The sequence below is a fragment of the Promicromonospora kroppenstedtii DSM 19349 genome (assembly GCF_000515355.1).
Classification (GTDB): Bacteria; Actinomycetota; Actinomycetes; order Actinomycetales; family Cellulomonadaceae; genus Promicromonospora; species Promicromonospora kroppenstedtii.
The window spans coordinates 26,537-41,644 of record NZ_KI911678.1; the positions used below are offsets into that span (position 1 = coordinate 26,537).

The following is a 15,108-nucleotide window of genomic DNA, read 5'->3' on the forward strand; positions in this document are numbered from 1 at the left end:
GTGGCCGGAGAGCGTCGCACGTCTCGGCCTGCTCCTCGCGCTCGACGAGCCGCGGGCGGCCGACGCCGGCGTGCGCTGGTCCGGCCTCGGCCCGGACGAGTCGTACGCGGACTCGAGGGCAGCGGCGCTCGGCGGGGCGTGGCAGCACTCGGTCGCCGACTGGCAGACCCGGTACACCCACCCGCAGGAGAACGGCGCTCGCCGCGGCGTCACGAGCGCTGTCCTGTCCTTCGCGGACGGCTCGGGCCTGCGGATCGACTCGGGCGAGGTGACGGTCGGCGGCCGGCGGCAGGTCGGCTTCGAGCTGTCGCTGCGCCCGTGGTCCGACGAGGCGCTCGACCGTGCGGCGCACCCGCACGAGCTCGTGCCGGACGGCCGGCTGTGGCTGCACCTCGACGCCGCCCAGCACGGCGTCGGCAGCGCGGCCTGCGGTCCGGGCGTGCTGCCGAACGCCCAGCTGCACGTCGCGCCCGTCCGGATGCGGCTGCGCTTCACCACCCTCTGAGCCGCACCTCACGAACCACTGGGTGAGCATCGTGCCCGTCCCGCTGGTCGGGGCGGGCATGATGTATACAAGAGCGGCTGGACAACGACGACGAGGAGAACCGCTGTGAAGATGGGCTTCCGCTGGTACGGCGAGGGCAACGACACCGTGACGCTGGATCACGTGCGCCAGATCCCTGGCGTGGAGACCATCGTGTGGAGCCTGCACGACAAGCAGGCCGGCGAGGTGTGGGAGCAGGCGGAGATCGACGCCGAGATCGCCAAGATCACCGGCATGTCCGACGAGGCACGTGCCAAGGGCGTCACGAAGACCTTCGACGCCGAGGTGGTCGAGTCCGTCAACGTGCACGAGTCCATCAAGCTGGGCCGCACCGTGCTCGGGCTGAGCCGCGACGAGGCGATCGAGAACTACATCACGACGATCCGCCGCCTCGGACAGTCCGGCGTGAAGGTGGTCTGCTACAACTTCATGCCCGTCTTCGACTGGCTGCGCACCGACCTGTGGCACCCGCTGCCCGACGGCTCGACCGCGCTGTTCTACGAGAAGGCCGTGGTGGACAAGATGTCGCCCGAGAGCCTGATCGCCGACATGGAGGCCAACACCCACGGCCTGACCCTCCCGGGCTGGGAGCCCGAGCGGCTGGCGAGCTTCCATGAGCTCAACGCCGCCTACGAGGGCGTGACGCACGACGACATGTACGCCAACTACAAGTACTTCCTCGACGCGGTGATCCCCACCTGCGAGGAGGTCGACGTGAAGCTCGGCGTGCACCCGGACGACCCGCCCTTCGACGTGTTCGGCTGGCCGCGCGTGGTCTCCACCAAGGAGGGCCTCGCGCGGGTGCTCGAGCTCAACCCGAGCCCGTACAACGGACTCACGCTGTGCCTGGGCAGCTTCTCGGCCAACCCCGAGCAGGACGCCGTCGACGCCGTGCGGACCTTCATGGACCGCATCCACTTCAGCCATGTGCGCAACATCAAGCACTTCGCAGGCGGTGACTTCACCGAGGTGGCGCACCGCGCGTGCGAGGGCAGCGTCGACACCACCGGGATCATGAAGGCGTACGCGGAGGCGGACTACCAGGGCTACATCCGGCCCGACCACGGCCGCCACCTGTGGGACGAGAACACCACCAACAAGCCGCGCCCCGGGTACGGCCTGTACGACCGGGCGCTGGGCATCCAGTACCTGCTCGGCGCGTGGGACGCGTACCGCTACGAGGGGTGATGATTCCTGGCGCGACCCGACCGCCGTTGGGATGATCCAGGGATGGTGGGTGGCGAGGGGCCAGGGGTCGGCGAGGGAGTGACGTCCGGCGTGGTGGTCGCGCCGGACGTCGACGGTCCGGGGGCGGGCGCCGTCGTCGGGCCCGACTATGCCTCGTGGGGGCAGCGGGTGTTCGCGGCGTTGCTGGACAACGCGATCCTGGCCGGGGTGACCTGGCTGGCGCTCGGTGCGGGGGGCACCGTGCCGAGCCTCACCCCCGGGTGGGGGGCGTCGGCCGAGGCCGCCCGGGCCGGCGGCCCGCTGGTCCTGGTGCCGATCGCGGCCCTCGTGGTCCTGCTGGTGCTGCAGGGTCTGACCGGGTGGACGCCGGGCAAGCTGGTGACCGGCATCCGTGTGGTCCGCGAGGACGAGCACCGCCCGGCCGGGCTCGGACGGACGCTGGCACGCTGGGTGCTGCACCTGCTCGACGCCATCCTGCTCATCGGCTACCTGCGCCCGATCTGGCACCGGAAGCGACAGACGTTCGCCGACTCGATCGTGCGGACCGTCGTGCTGCGCGAGGTGCTGGACCTCCCGCGGCGGCCGCGCATCGTGGCGTACACGGCCGCGATCGTGGTCTGCGTGCTCGGGCTCGGCTACGGGTACGTGCCGATCAGCAGCGGCAGCGCGGCCGACGTGGCCGACGACTCGCCCCCGTGCGAGGTGGAGACACCCGAGCCGACGCTCGTCGCCGGGGAGATCAGGCCGGCCGGGTCCGTGTCGATCAACCGGGACCGCCGGCTGTGGACGGTCCGGGAGACGCGTACGACGCACCCGGGTGCGGTTCTCACGTGGACCAGCGACCCGTCCGTCAGGGACACCGACTACCGGGTCGAGCTCGACGCCCGGCCGGCGAGCGGCGAGGACGTGGCGATCTCCCGGTCCTGGGACATCGGCTCGGGCGACCTCGACTCCTGGTCGGACAACGAGGGGTACACGCATGACCGGACCATCGCGGCGGACAGCGACACGCACGACGTCCAGGTGAACATCACCGACCCCGGCGCCGACGCCGCGCTCGCCGCACTCGACGACCAGCCGTGGATCGACGTCCGGCTGCTCGCCGACGGCCAGGTCCTGGCGGAGTGCGGTGGATCGGTGACCTACGCCGAGGCTCCCCGGGGCTGACGACGCGGAATTCCCGTGGCCCACGAGCCGGGGCCGGGTCCACCCTGGACGTATGGAACCCCACGAACAGGCCGAAGAGCCCGAGACGACCCGCTGGACCAGCGCCACCGTCTTCCCCGACATGTGGACCGACCCTGACGACGACCCGCGCGAGACCGACACCTCGGTCACCGACGAGCGCAGCATGCTGCTCGAGTACCTGCGCTACTACCGGCTCACGCTGGAGATGAAGTGCGCGGGGCTCGACGCCGAGCAGCTCGCCCGCCGCTCCGCACCGCCGTCCACCATGTCCCTGCTCGGGCTGCTGCGACACCTGGCATCCGGCGAACGGCACCTGCGTCGTGTGATGACCGGTGAGGACGCACCCGAGCTGTACCGCACCGAGGAGGACCGCGAGGCCGACTGGACCGGAGCCGTCGCCGATCCGGCGGTCGTCGACGACGCCTGGCACCACTGGCGCACCGAGACGGAGGCGACGGACCGCTACCTCGACAGCGTCACCGACCTCGGCACCGGGAACGCCGGTGTCTCCGACTTCGGACCCGAGGGCGAGGACCTCCAGCTCCGCGAGGCCGTCCTGGGGCAGATCGTCGAGTACGCGCGGCACTGCGGCCACGCCGACATCCTGCGCGAGCGTGTCGACGGGCGCGTGGGCCAGTAGGCGGCGTCCGACCACGTGCCGGAGGGGCCGAGGGTGATGTCCGCGCGGAAAAGGCCTTGGGCCTTGCGCCCGCGCCCGGCGGTGGCAACCTGGAAGTGACCGGCGCTCCCGACGGGCCCCGCCGCGCAGTGGCCGGCGATCACGAAGGAGTGAGACAGCGATGGTCAACGTACGAAATGTGCTGCCGACGTTCGCGGCGAGCGACATCGACGCGGTGCGCGCGTTCTACGCGGACACACTCGGGATGAGCGTGTCCACCCTGGACGAGGGGGCCGGCCTCGTGCTCGACCTGGGCGACGGCGCCGCCGTGTTCATCTACCAGAAGGACGACCACGTCCCGGCACCGTTCACGGTCATGCACCTCACGGTCGACGACGTCGACGAGGTGGTCGACGAGCTTGCGGCCAAGGGCGTGTCGTTCCAGCACTACGAGGGGTTCGACCAGGACGAGAAGGGCATCGTCCGCGGCTTCATGGAGGGCGGCGACGGCGCCTGGTTCACCGACCCCGCGGGCAACATCATCGGCCTCGCGGACGGCGGCGGGCTGGAGTCGTTCCTTGAAAATCCAGGTGGCTGAGGTACCTGGCTCGACTAGCATCGGGCGTCATGTCACCAACGTTCGTGCTGGTCCATGGCGCCTTCGCCAACTCGTTCTCGTTCGCGCCGCTGCAGGCCGAGCTCGCCCTGCTCGGGCACCGCTCGGCCGCCGTCGACCTGCCCGGGCACGGGTTCGAGGCGACCTACCCGGTCGCGTACCAGGCGCCGCAGGACCCGGCGGGCTTCGCGACGACGCCCGGCAGCATCAAGGGCGTGACGCTCGCCGACAACGTGGCGCGCGTCGTCGAGGCGCTCGAACGGGCCAAGGAGCATGGCCCGGTGATCCTGGTCGGCCACAGCCGGGGCGGCATCACGCTGACCGCCGTCGGCAACGCCCGCCCCGACCTGGTCGACCGGATCGTCTATGTCTCCGCCTGGGCGCCCGTCGACCTGGACGCCGGTGAGTACAACGCCGAGCCTGAGATGGCCTCGGCGGACGCGGCGGCGCTCATGGCCGTGCTCGCGGGTGACCCGGCCGCTCTCGGCCTGCTGCGCTGCAATTTCCGCACTGCCGACCCGGCGGTGCTGGCCGGTCTCAAGGAGGCGTTCCTCGCGGACGGCACCGACGACGAGTTCCTCGCGTTCCTCAACTCGTTCCAGCCCGACGAGAACCTCGACGGGGGCACGTCGGCCGACCGGGCGCAGGCGGACACCTGGGGCACGATCCCCCGGACCTACGTGCGGCTCAGCGAGGACACGAGCATCCCGCCGGCCATGCAGGACCGGATGATCCGGGAGGGGGACGCGCTCACGCCCGACAACCCCTACGACGTGCACACGCTCGAGTCCAGCCACCTGTCGTGGCTGGTCCGGCCGCGTGCGGCGGCCGAGGTGCTGGCCGGCCTGGCGGCGGGCCCGGCGGTCGGGTCCTCCGTCAGCGAGGCGCCCGCAGCGGGCTGAGCCGGAGGCCGACGCCGCGGCGTCATGCCGGCGTGATGCGCAGCGTCGCCAGACGCGACGGTGTGCTGACCGCGAATGACGCGAGCTCGCCGTACTTGATCCGGTACGCGGCGTCGACCGCGGCGCGGACCTCCGGCCCGGTGCGTTCGAAGCGGACCGCGACGGCCTCGCCGGCCACGCGGACGTGCCCGGTGCCATGGCTGACGGCGGCGCGATACCACTGCGACGTCGTGCCCCGCTGCGGACGTACGTACAGGTCGCCGCCGGCGAGCACCATGCCGACCTCGACCTCGGGGGCGTCCGGTCCGCCGGGTCCGGCGGTGAGGTGCAGCGAGAACGTGTCGCGGAGCGCCGCCAGCGTGGACGGGGCCCAAGGGGTCATCGGGTCGCCTCCGTGGCGGTGTCTGCCGCGGTCGCGGTCCAGGAGGCGAGGATGCGCAGCGCCTCGTCGGACGGTGAGCCGGCCTCCGCGGTCAGGACCATCAGGCGCTGGCCGCTGCCGTCTGGGCTGGACCAGGTGTCGCAGTCGAGCGTGAGGTCGCCGACCACACGGTGCCGGTACTGCTTGGTGCCGTAGGTCGCACTGTTCACGTGGTGCTCGGCCCACCACCGACGGAAGTCCGGGTCGAGCACGGCGAGCTTCCCGACGAGGCGGGCCAGCTCGGGGTCGTCGGGATCGGCCGCGGCCTCCATGCGCAGGGCGGCGACGGCGTCCCGCGCGTCGTGCTCCCACCGCACGTTGAGCGCCCGCATGGTCGGATCGGCGAAGAGCAGGTGGACGTAGTTGCGCCGCGCTGCGGGGACCGCGCCGAAGTCGACGAAGAGCGCGGCCGCCGCCGAGTTCCAGGCGAGCACGTCCATGCGCTTGCCGAGGACGATCGCCGGGGTGTCGGTGAGCCGGTCGAGCAGCCGCCGCATGGCGGGGCGCACGGTCTGCCGGGCGCGCCGTCGCCGGGGCCGGGCGTCGGCCTTGCCGGCGATCTCGTAGAGGTAGCGCTGCTGGTCCTCGTCGAGCCGCAGCGCAGCCGAGAGCGTGGCGAGCACCGACGCGGAGGCGGCGACACGGCCCTGCTCGAGGCGCGTGTAGTAGTCGACGCTGATCGCGGCGACCTGGGCCACCTCCTCGCGACGCAGGCCGGGCACCTTGCGATGGCTGGTGGACTCGGGGAGCCCGACGGCGTGCGGGCTGAGCTCGGCCCGGCGCGCCTTGAGGAACGCGCCGAGCTCGTCGGGGTCGACGTGCAGGGTCATGACGACCATTCTGCGAGCGAGCGACCGCGTGCGGGAGGGAAGGATCCTTCCCAGGGAAGAACCCGCCGCTGTTGCGCCGCGGGCCGCCGCCAGAACCTGGTCGCATGAACCGAACGGACGTCACCTTCGACAGCGCCGGCATCCTCCTCGCCGGCCACCTCTACCTTCCCGCTCCCGAGACCGCCGCGCCGCTGCCGGCGATCGTCGTCGGCCACCCCGGCACCGGGGTCAAGGAGCAGACCGCCGGGGCCTACGCGGCCCGCCTCGCCGAGCGGGGCTTCGCGACCCTCGCCTTCGACGCCGCCTACCAGGGTGAGAGCGGCGGTCTGCCGCGTGGGCTGGAGGACCCGGCGCACCGCGTCGAGGACCTCAAGGCGGCCGTCTCCTTCCTCACCACGCGCCCCGAGGTGGACCCCGAGCGGATCGGGATGCTCGGCATCTGCGCCTCGGGTGGTTACGGCATCGCGGCGACGGCGGGCGACCACCGCGTGCGGGCGCTGGCCACCGTCAGCGGCGTCGACGTCGGACGCCAGTTCCGGGAGGGCGCCGACGGTTCCCAGGACCCGGCCGTGGTCCAGGGGATGCTCGACGCCTCGGCGGCGGCCCGCACCGCCGAGGCGCACGGTGAGCCCGTGGGCATGTTCCCCGTCTTCCCGGGCACCGCGGAGGAGGCCCGGACGCTCGGCGGCCGGCACGGCTTCGAGGGCTTCGAGTACTACCGCACCGAGCGCGGGGCGCACCCGCGTTCCGCGAAGGAGTTCACCTGGTCGAGCGTCGACCGCATCGCGACGTCCGACCAGTTCAGGTTCGTGAGCCTGATCGCGCCACGGCCGCTGCTCCTCATCCAGGGGACCGAGGCCGTCACCAGGCACATGGGCACGCTGGCCTTCGCCGACGCGCGCGAGCCCAAGGAGCTCCACTGGATCGAGGGCGCGAGCCACGTCGACCTCTACGACCGGCCCGAGTACGTGGGTCCGGCGGTGGAGCGGCTCACCGAGTTCTTCGGCAAGGAGCTCGGCGGGGCGTAGCGCTCCCCCGCGGCTGGATGTCCGATGTGGGCGTCACCAGCTGGTTCGTGATTCGCATGCCGCAGAGTGCTTGACCGTCGTTCCTGAGGTTCTGTTCAAGCCGCGAGCTACTGCCCGTAGGAACGGCCTTGAAACGTCGCAACCTCGTGGCTTGAACAGAACCTCGGGAGTCGGCCAGCTTGGTGGCGCGACTCCGGTCAGGGTGAGGTGGTCAGACCGTCTCGGCCCGCTTCTGGCGGGCGAACCGGGCCGGCAGGTCCGGGCCGTCCCACACCTGGATCGCACGCCAGATCGACGCGGCGACCGGTACCGCGAGCACCGCGCCGGTGATGCCGGCGAGCACCGTGCCCGCCGTCAGGGCGAACAGGATGACGAGCGGGTGCAGGCGCAGGGTCCGGCCCATGACGATCGGCTGGAGGAAGTCGCCCTCGAGCTGGTTCACCGCGACGACGATCGCGACCACGATCAGCGCCTCGATCGGCCCGACCGCCACCAGCGTGACCAGGGCCGCGAGGATGCCGGCCACGGTGGCGCCCACCAGCGGGATGAAGGCCAGCAGGAAGACCAGCACCGACAGCGGGATGACGAGCGGGACGCCGACGATCGCCAGGCCGACGCCGATGCCGACGGCATCGACCAGCGCCACGATCGCGGTCCCGCGCACGTAGCCGCCTAACGTGCTGACGGTCGCCGCGCCCACACGCTGCCCCCGCTCGTACCGATGGCCCTCGAAGGGCCGCAGCAGGAACTCCCACATCGCCGGGCCGTCCTTCAGGAAGAAGAACAGGACGACGATCATGATGAAGAAGCCCGCGATGAAGTCGGCCGTCTGGGAGACGCCCGCGATGGCGCCGGATCCCACGGCGTCGGACTGCAGGAAGCTCACGGCGGCATCGCGCACCGACGCGATCTGCTCGTCGCCGATGTCGAAGGGCAGGTCCTGGACATAGGTCTGGAGGGAGTCGAACCCGTCGAGCGCCTGCGCCTGCAGCTCGCCCCACTGGTCGACGACGGCGCGCACCACGAGCCAGACGATCCCCGACAGCAGCGCGACCAGCGCCAGGAGTGAGGTCCACGTCGCGAGCAGCGACGGCCACCCGTGGCTGCGGAGGAACGAGACCAGCGGAAAGATCGCGGCCGCCAGCACCAGCGCGATGAGCACGGGGATCACCACGAGGGTCAGGCGCGTGCCCACGTACCCGACCACGGCGATCACCGCGAGGATCGCGAGGACCTGCAGCGACCGTGTGCCGACCCGGCCGAAACCGTCCGACCACAGCCGGGACGACCTGCTCTCGGCGGGAACGGCCGGCGCGGCGGGCGCCTGCTCGACACCCGGGCGGGCGGGTGGCGGTGTGCGGCGGCCGAAGAGACCCATCGTCTGTCCTCCTTGTGCGGCTGGTACCAGCCGTGCCGACGCTAGTGCGGTCACGCCCAGGTCGCGACGGGACCGATGACTCTCCTTGCCGAAACGGGTCTACCGGTGGTCTCGTTCCCATCCGACCCAGGAGGCGCCATGCGGCTGCTGCTCACCTCAGCGGGCATTAAGAACCCGAGTATCCACGAGGCTCTGCTCGGGCTTCTGGACCGTCCGGTCTCCGAGTGTCACGCCCTCTGCATACCCACGGCGATGTACGGGCACCCCCAGGCGGGTCCAGGAGCCGGGGCGTGGAGGTTCATCGCCGGCCGGTCGGACGAGCCCATGACCGAGCTGGGCTGGAGGTCCGTGGGAGTGCTGGAGCTCACCGCGCTGCCCTCGATCGACGAGCAGTACTGGGTGCCGTTGGTCAAGGACGCGGACGTCCTGCTCGTGTCGGGCGGCGACGCCCTGTACCTGAGCCACTGGGTGCGAGAGTCCGGCCTGGCCGCGCTCCTCCCGTCGTTGACCGAGACGGTGTACGTGGGGATGAGTGCGGGCAGCATGGTCATGGCGCCGCGTATCGGGGAGTACTTCGTCGAGTGGCCGCCGCCGTCGGGCGACGACGCCGCGCTCAGGGTCGTCGACTTCTCGATCTTCCCGCACGTCGGCCACCCGATGCTGCCGGAGAACACGATGGCGGCCGCAGAACGATGGGCGGCGGGACTTGGCGGTCCGGCATATGCGATCGACGACGACACCGCCATCGTGGTGGCCGACGGCGCGGTGGAGGTCGTCTCCGAGGGGCAGTGGCGGTACTTCAGCGGCTGAGCCGGCGGGGACGGCCGCGGCTCGCGCCCCGCCCGTCCCCACCCGGCCTCGGCCTACGCGGTGAGCTGTGCCTGCAGCGCGACCCCGTCCATCAGATACCACATGTGCTTGAACCGGCCGTCGACGACCTCGTAGAACGCGGTCTCGGCGAACGTGACGGTCGCCCCGGTCGGCGCGAGGCCGTTCCACTCGGCGACCGGTGTGCCGGTGTCGACGAGGCGGGCCGCCACGTGGGTGCCGTCGACCAGAAGCTCCTGGACCTCCCAGGAGAGGTCGGGGACGGCGTTCGTGTGCCGGCGGAACTCCGCCACCATGTCGTCCCGGGAGACCGGGGTGCCGTTCATGATGACCTCGTCGTGCGCGAACTCGGCCATGCGGTCGAAGTCGCGGTTGTTCGCCAGCTCGATGTACCGGCGGTAGAAGTCGCGGAGCTCGTCGGGGGTCATCCCCGCGGTCCGCGGAGCCGTTCCTGTCGTGTCAGTGCTCATGCCGACGAGTCTTGCTGCGCGCCCGCCGCGGCAAAAGGGACCGCACGAGAGGCGTACTGACAGGGCTACCCTGCGCCGCGCCGCCGCGTGGTACGACTGGTGACGTGGTCGTGAACTCACAGGAGCTTGCCGGCAGCCTGCGCGTGTGGCGCGACCGGGTGTCGCCGGCCGAGGCCGGTCTGACCGCGGGTCCACGGCGCCGCGTCCCGGGCCTGCGCCGTCAGGAGGTGGCGGAGCTCGCGGGCCTCTCGGTCGAGTACCTCGCCCGCCTTGAGCAGGGCCGCGCCGGGCAGCCGTCAGGCTCGGTGCTGATGTCGCTGGCCCGGGTGCTCCGGCTGTCCGACCAGGAGCGCGCGCACCTGTTCCGGCTGGCCGACCAGGCCGAGCCGCTGCCGGGGCAGATCAAGCGGCACATCACACCCAGTGTCCAGCGGATCCTGGACCGTCTGACCGACACCCCCGTCACCGTGGTCGACGCGTCATGGCAGTGTGTGCTCTCCAACGCCATGGGCTACGCCCTGACCGGTGACACGACGATGCTGCCGCCGCGGGAGCAGAACCTCGCGTGGACGACGTTCATGAACACGCCCACCCGGTACGTGCGGACCGACGAGGAGGAGCGTCTCCTGCGGCTGGAGGTCGTCGCCGACCTGCGCGAGGCGTGGGTGCGCTACCCGCAGGACACCCTGCTGCGCGGCCTCATCGCGGAGCTGCAGGAGGTGAGTCCCGACTTCGCGGGGCTGTGGGAGCAGCGGGTGCCGCCGCAGCCCGCGCCGGTCAGCCGGACCTTCCTGCACCCGGACATCGGGCCGATCACCCTGGACTGCGACATCCTCACCGTCCGTGACAGCGACCTGCGCCTGCTCGTCTACACGGCCGCACCCGGCAGCGAGGCCGCCGGACAGATCGAGCTCCTGGCGACGGTCGGCCTCCAGCAGTTCAGCTGACGCCGCGGCTCATACCTGCATGTCGACGAACCGCTGGTAGTGGCCCTGGAACGCCACGGTGATCACGTCGGTGGGGCCGTTACGGTGCTTGGCCACGATCAGGTCGGCCTCGCCGGCGCGCGGCGACTCCTTCTCGTAGGCGTCCTCGCGGTGCAGCAGGATCACGACGTCGGCGTCCTGCTCGATGGAGCCGGACTCACGGAGGTCGGACATCTGCGGCTTCTTGTCGCTGCGCTGCTCGGCGCCACGGTTCAGCTGCGAGATGGCGATCACGGGGACCTCGAGCTCCTTCGCGAGCAGCTTGAGCGACCGGGAGAACTCGGAGACCTCCTGCTGGCGCGACTCGACGCGCTTGCCGGACGACATCAGCTGGAGGTAGTCGATGACCACCAGCTTGAGGTCGTGCTTCTGCTTGAGGCGCCGGCACTTGGCACGGATCTCCATCAGCGACATGTTCGGCGAGTCGTCGATGAACAGCGGGGCATCGGAGACCTTGCCCATGGTGGCGGCGAGCTTCTGCCAGTCGCCGTCGTCCATGTTGCCGCTGCGCATCTTGGTGAGCGGTACGCGGGCCTCGGCGGCGAGCATTCGCATGACGATCTCGTTGCGGCTCATCTCCAGGGAGAAGATGACGGACGCCATCTCGTGGTGGATGGCCGCGTGGGAGGCGACGTTGATGCCCAGCACCGAGTTGTGGGTGGGGACCATCGACCGGCTCGCCAGGTAGAGGTGCGACGGGTCCTCCACCTCGATGCAGCGCACCGGCACCGACTCGATCGGCCGGACGTCGACCACGAACCGCGAGGTCAGCTTGGCGGTCGCGGGCCGGCGCCGGGCCTTGTGCGTGAGCCGCTTGCGCTCCAGGGCGAAGACGTCGTCCTCGGTCGTGAAGGTGATCGTGAACGCGCTGGAGGAAGCTTCGGTCCGGCCGTTGACCCGCTTCTCCGACCAGCCCGTGCGGTATCCGAGGGACAGGATCAGTTCACGGGTGTCCCGGGCGAGCCGTTCGTTGGTCAGCGCGACCTGGACGCTGCCCTGGGGGTTGACCGTCCCGTCGGAGTCGAGCAGGCCCGCGAGCAGAGCACGTCGCTGGTCCTCGCTCGCGCGGAGATACTCGGTCGGGATGTGCTTGTTCTGGAGCAGATCGAGGCTGCGCAGCCGGCCGCCCATCGTGCCGTTCGCGTTGTGGCACTCCTGGCACCGCCGGAACCCCCAACCCGGCTTGCCGCAGTCGGGGCAGGTCGGCTGGGCGGGGCGGGCCATACCTCGGGAGCGTGCCGCACAGGATCTGCTGCACGCGAGCAGCGAGGCCATCTTCGGCTCGAACGAAGTGCCGCAGACGATGCACGCCCGCGTCTGAACCTCGGGCTCCGGAAGCAGCATCGAGTAGGTGCGAGCCGCACCGTTCGCCGTGCCCCGAGGCTGCGCCACGTAGCCGAGACCCTCGATCATCATCGCGATCTCGGGGTCCGCCGACGTGAACTCGGCACGTCGGGACGTGCCGTCGCCCAGCCAGACGCCCAGGGCGTAGGGGTGGATCGGCAGGTTCGCCGGAGGCAGGACGAGGGGGCGGGCGGTCGACACCGAGTGGTTGGCGCGCTGGTCCGCCGTCGCGGTCCGCAGCGTCGCGAGGATCTCCTCGGTGGTGTGGACGGAGCTCTCGGGCGCGGTACCCACGCGAACCTTGCGGCGCTGCACGCGAGTGCTCGTCACCCACTGGTGCTGGGCATCCGCGACGATCACCGTGCCGTCGTCGAACTCCACCTCGTAGCACGGGCGGCCCTGCATGACCTCGGTCGCCGCGACCACGCGGGTCGGGGCGCCGTCCGCCGTGAGGACGAGGTCGCCGACCTTGACCTCGCCCATGGTGGTCCACCCGGACGGCGTCGGCAGCGGGGTGTCGAGCGCGAGCGCCTTGCCCACGGCAGGCCGGGCGGCGACGACGATCATCTGGCCACCGTGCAGGCCGTTGGTGAGGCGGTCGAAGTCGGAGTACCCAGTCGGTACGCCGGTGAGTCCCTCGCCGCGACCCTGGGCGGCGTCGATCTCGTCGAAGGTGGGGCCGATGATCTCGGCCAGCGGCAGGTAGTCCTCGGACGCGCGCCGCTCGGTCACCGCGTAGACCTCGGCCTGCGCGTTGTTGACGACGTCGTCGACCTCGCCGCCGTCGGTGGCGTAACCCATCTGCACGATGCGCGTGCCGGCCTCGACGAGGCGGCGCATGATGGCGCGCTCGCGCACGATCTTGGCGTAGTACCCGGCGTTGGCGGCCGTGGGCACGCCCGCCATGAGGTCGTGGATGTACGGGGCGCCGCCCACGCGGGCGTGCTCGCCCCGGCGCTGCAGCTCCGCGACCACGGTGATGGCGTCGGCCGGCTCGCCGCGACCGTAGAGGTCGATGATCGCGTCGTAGATGGCCTCGTGCGCCGGCCGGTAGAAGTCGTTGCCGCGGATCTGCTCGATCACGTCGGCGATCGCGTCCTTGGACAGCAGCATGCTGCCCAGCACGCTCATCTCCGCCGGGACGTCCTGCGGCGGCGTACGGTCGAGGCCGGGGCTCCCGCCGGAGTAGCTCGACTCGAGCTCCTCGATCGACATCCGCGCCTCCGCTTTCCTGATTCATGTGGTCCGGTCACACGTCGGGCGTGCGGTCGGACCGATGTCCTACACCTGTTCTACTCCTCGCCACCGACACTCTCGGGACATCACGTGCGACACGCCCTTGTGTCGTGCACGACAGTCCCCACGGACATCAGACCAGCAAGCAAGCTCCGCTGACGCTAAGCCTCCGCGCACCCGAGTGCAACGAGACCTGTGGACGGGCCTGTGCACATCCATGTGGAAAGGTGGCCCAGGCTGTGCACAAGTGGGTGGACAACCCTGTCCCCAGTTGTGGATAACCCCTGTGTAAAACATCGACATGGCCTCTGACCTGCATATACGCAACCCCCAGCCTGTGGAGGAAAGAAAGTTGGGCGAGCCTCGCCACACCCCCGCTCTCCCGCGATCCATCGACCGGGAGATCCTCGCCCTTGCGGTACCCGCCCTGGGTGCCCTCATCGCCGAGCCCGTCTTCGTCCTCGTCGACAGCGCGGTGGTCGGTCACCTGGGCACCGCCCAGCTCGCCGGCCTGTCGCTCGCGAGCAACGTGCTCCTCACGCTCGTCGGGCTGTGCATCTTCCTCGCGTACACGACGACGGCGTCGGTGGCCCGCCTCACCGGCGCGGGCAAGGAGCGGGCGGCGTTGCAGTCCGGCGTCGACGGGATGTGGCTCGCCCTCGGGATCGGCGCCGTGCTCGTCGTCGTGCTCCTGCTCGCCGCCCCGCTCACGGTGTCCGCGCTGGGCGCCGAGGGCGACGTCGCGCGGCACGCCGTGACCTACCTGCGGTGGTCCGCGCCGGGGCTCGCGGGGATGCTCCTGGTCCAGGCCGCGACCGGCGTCCTGCGCGGGCTGCGCGACACCCGTACGCCGCTCGTCGTCGCCGCCGCGGGAGCGGCGCTCAACACGGTGCTGAACATCGCGCTCGTCTACGGCGTGGGTCTGGGGATCGCCGGCTCGGGACTGGGCACGGCGATCACACAGCTGCTCATGGCCGTCGTGCTCGGCGTGATCGTGGTGCGCGGTGCCCGGGCCAGGGGCGCGAGCCTGCGCCCGCATCGCGCGGGCATCCTGTCCGGCGCCAGGGCCGGCGTCCCCCTCGTGATCCGGACGCTCAGCCTGCGCGCCGCGATCCTGGTGACCGTCGTCGTCGCGACCGGCCTGGGCGACGTCGCGCTCGCCGGTCATCAGGTGGTGAGCTCGCTGTGGGGCCTCGCGGCCTTCGCGCTCGACGCGCTCGCCATCGCGGCACAGACCCTGGTAGGGCACGGCCTCGGGGCCGGCGACGTCGGCCACGTGCGCCAGGTGCTGCGCCGCTGCCTGCAGTGGGGCGTCGGCGCGGGCGGCGCGATCGGCCTCCTCCTCGCGGCGGCCGGCTGGTGGATCGCCCCGCTCTTCTCGCCCGACCCCGACGTGCGGGTCGCCATCGCGCTCGGCATCGCCGTGTGCGGCGTGCTGATGCCGATGGCGGGCTGGGTCTTCGTGCTCGACGGCGTCCTCATCGGCGCCGGCGACGGCCGCTACCTCGCCTGGGCGGGTATGGCCACGCT

The 15,108-nt window shown here is 71.3% G+C and carries 15 protein-coding genes; 10 read left to right on the forward strand and 5 right to left on the reverse strand.

Going from position 1 to position 15,108, the window contains the following annotated elements; translation table 11 throughout:
- From PROKR_RS14025 to PROKR_RS14050, 6 genes are all read left to right on the forward strand, one after another.
- On the forward strand, positions 1 to 505 hold a 505-nt coding region (locus tag PROKR_RS14025; protein ID WP_036964273.1), incomplete at its 5' end, for a beta-galactosidase small subunit-related protein.
- A 111-nt stretch (positions 506 to 616) separates the two neighbouring features.
- Entirely contained in the window at positions 617 to 1,732 is a 1,116-nt protein-coding gene (locus tag PROKR_RS14030) for a mannonate dehydratase (protein WP_245605831.1), read from the forward strand.
- 42 nt (positions 1,733 to 1,774) lie between these two features.
- Positions 1,775 to 2,899: an RDD family protein gene (locus PROKR_RS30755; RefSeq protein WP_051432990.1), complete on the forward strand. Its 1,125-nt coding sequence runs from the start codon at positions 1,775 to 1,777 to the stop codon at positions 2,897 to 2,899.
- A 52-nt stretch (positions 2,900 to 2,951) separates the two neighbouring features.
- The gene (locus tag PROKR_RS14040; protein ID WP_036964275.1) at positions 2,952 to 3,560 is read left to right on the forward strand and encodes a DinB family protein; all 609 of its coding nucleotides are present in this window, start codon (positions 2,952 to 2,954) and stop codon (positions 3,558 to 3,560) included.
- 160 nt (positions 3,561 to 3,720) lie between these two features.
- Positions 3,721 to 4,137, forward strand: a complete 417-nt coding sequence (locus PROKR_RS14045; protein ID WP_036964276.1) for a VOC family protein — start codon at positions 3,721 to 3,723, stop codon at positions 4,135 to 4,137.
- A 29-nt stretch (positions 4,138 to 4,166) separates the two neighbouring features.
- A complete protein-coding gene (locus tag PROKR_RS14050) occupies positions 4,167 to 5,057 on the forward strand; it encodes an alpha/beta hydrolase (RefSeq protein WP_036964277.1) in 891 nt (296 codons plus the stop codon).
- Positions 5,058 to 5,079: 22 nt separating this feature from the next.
- Here PROKR_RS14050 and PROKR_RS14055 read toward each other — a convergent pair whose 3' ends face one another.
- Both PROKR_RS14055 and PROKR_RS14060 read right to left on the reverse strand, forming a co-directional pair.
- Complete coding sequence (locus PROKR_RS14055) at positions 5,080 to 5,439, reverse strand: DUF2255 family protein (RefSeq protein ID WP_036964278.1); 360 nt, start codon at positions 5,437 to 5,439, stop codon at positions 5,080 to 5,082.
- Positions 5,436 to 6,308, reverse strand: a complete 873-nt coding sequence (locus PROKR_RS14060) for a helix-turn-helix domain-containing protein (RefSeq protein ID WP_036964313.1) — start codon at positions 6,306 to 6,308, stop codon at positions 5,436 to 5,438. The genes PROKR_RS14055 and PROKR_RS14060 overlap by 4 nt, the downstream gene beginning before the upstream one ends.
- A 104-nt stretch (positions 6,309 to 6,412) precedes the next feature.
- Between PROKR_RS14060 and PROKR_RS14065 the strand changes: the two genes are divergently transcribed.
- Positions 6,413 to 7,336 (forward strand): alpha/beta hydrolase, encoded by a 924-nt coding sequence (locus PROKR_RS14065; protein WP_036964279.1) that lies wholly within the window; start codon positions 6,413 to 6,415, stop codon positions 7,334 to 7,336.
- A 211-nt stretch (positions 7,337 to 7,547) separates the two neighbouring features.
- On the opposite strand, the gene PROKR_RS14070 is transcribed toward PROKR_RS14065, so the two are convergent.
- On the reverse strand, positions 7,548 to 8,714 hold the full coding sequence (locus tag PROKR_RS14070) for an AI-2E family transporter (RefSeq protein ID WP_036964280.1): 1,167 nt from the start codon (positions 8,712 to 8,714) through the stop codon (positions 7,548 to 7,550).
- A gap of 138 nt (positions 8,715 to 8,852) precedes the next feature.
- Between PROKR_RS14070 and PROKR_RS14075 the strand changes: the two genes are divergently transcribed.
- Complete coding sequence (locus tag PROKR_RS14075) at positions 8,853 to 9,524, forward strand: Type 1 glutamine amidotransferase-like domain-containing protein (protein ID WP_036964281.1); 672 nt, start codon at positions 8,853 to 8,855, stop codon at positions 9,522 to 9,524.
- Between the two features lie 53 nt (positions 9,525 to 9,577).
- On the opposite strand, the gene PROKR_RS14080 is transcribed toward PROKR_RS14075, so the two are convergent.
- Positions 9,578 to 10,012: an ester cyclase gene (locus PROKR_RS14080; protein WP_211240138.1), complete on the reverse strand. Its 435-nt coding sequence runs from the start codon at positions 10,010 to 10,012 to the stop codon at positions 9,578 to 9,580.
- Positions 10,013 to 10,122: 110 nt separating this feature from the next.
- Between PROKR_RS14080 and PROKR_RS14085 the strand changes: the two genes are divergently transcribed.
- Positions 10,123 to 10,959 carry a helix-turn-helix transcriptional regulator gene (locus PROKR_RS14085; RefSeq protein ID WP_036964314.1) on the forward strand — a complete coding sequence of 279 codons (837 nt, stop codon included), beginning with the start codon at positions 10,123 to 10,125 and terminating at the stop codon, positions 10,957 to 10,959.
- 9 nt (positions 10,960 to 10,968) lie between these two features.
- Here PROKR_RS14085 and dnaB read toward each other — a convergent pair whose 3' ends face one another.
- Positions 10,969 to 13,557, reverse strand: coding sequence for a replicative DNA helicase (gene dnaB, locus PROKR_RS14090; RefSeq protein WP_036964283.1), 2,589 nt, complete (start codon positions 13,555 to 13,557; stop codon positions 10,969 to 10,971).
- Positions 13,558 to 13,930: 373 nt separating this feature from the next.
- Here dnaB and PROKR_RS14095 point away from each other — a divergent pair.
- Positions 13,931 to 15,108 (forward strand): MATE family efflux transporter (locus PROKR_RS14095; RefSeq protein WP_036964315.1); only part of this gene is annotated, 1,178 nt, incomplete at its 3' end.

Bases quoted from the DNA above. Each gene is read 5' to 3' on its own strand.
- PROKR_RS14055 (WP_036964278.1), bottom strand. From the start codon at position 5,439: ATGACCCCTTGGGCCCCGTCCACGCTGGCGGCGCTCCGCGACACGTTC.
- PROKR_RS14060 (WP_036964313.1), bottom strand. From the start codon at position 6,308: ATGACCCTGCACGTCGACCCCGACGAGCTCGGCGCGTTCCTCAAGGCG.
- dnaB (WP_036964283.1), bottom strand. From the start codon at position 13,557: ATGTCGATCGAGGAGCTCGAGTCGAGCTACTCCGGCGGGAGCCCCGGC.
- PROKR_RS14080 (WP_211240138.1), bottom strand. From the start codon at position 10,012: ATGAGCACTGACACGACAGGAACGGCTCCGCGGACCGCGGGGATGACC.
- PROKR_RS14045 (WP_036964276.1), top strand. From the start codon at position 3,721: ATGGTCAACGTACGAAATGTGCTGCCGACGTTCGCGGCGAGCGACATC.
- PROKR_RS14065 (WP_036964279.1), top strand. From the start codon at position 6,413: ATGAACCGAACGGACGTCACCTTCGACAGCGCCGGCATCCTCCTCGCC.
- PROKR_RS14075 (WP_036964281.1), top strand. From the start codon at position 8,853: ATGCGGCTGCTGCTCACCTCAGCGGGCATTAAGAACCCGAGTATCCAC.
- PROKR_RS14050 (WP_036964277.1), top strand. From the start codon at position 4,167: ATGTCACCAACGTTCGTGCTGGTCCATGGCGCCTTCGCCAACTCGTTC.
- PROKR_RS14070 (WP_036964280.1), bottom strand. From the start codon at position 8,714: ATGGGTCTCTTCGGCCGCCGCACACCGCCACCCGCCCGCCCGGGTGTC.
- PROKR_RS14040 (WP_036964275.1), top strand. From the start codon at position 2,952: ATGGAACCCCACGAACAGGCCGAAGAGCCCGAGACGACCCGCTGGACC.
- PROKR_RS14030 (WP_245605831.1), top strand. From the start codon at position 617: ATGGGCTTCCGCTGGTACGGCGAGGGCAACGACACCGTGACGCTGGAT.
- PROKR_RS30755 (WP_051432990.1), top strand. From the start codon at position 1,775: ATGGTGGGTGGCGAGGGGCCAGGGGTCGGCGAGGGAGTGACGTCCGGC.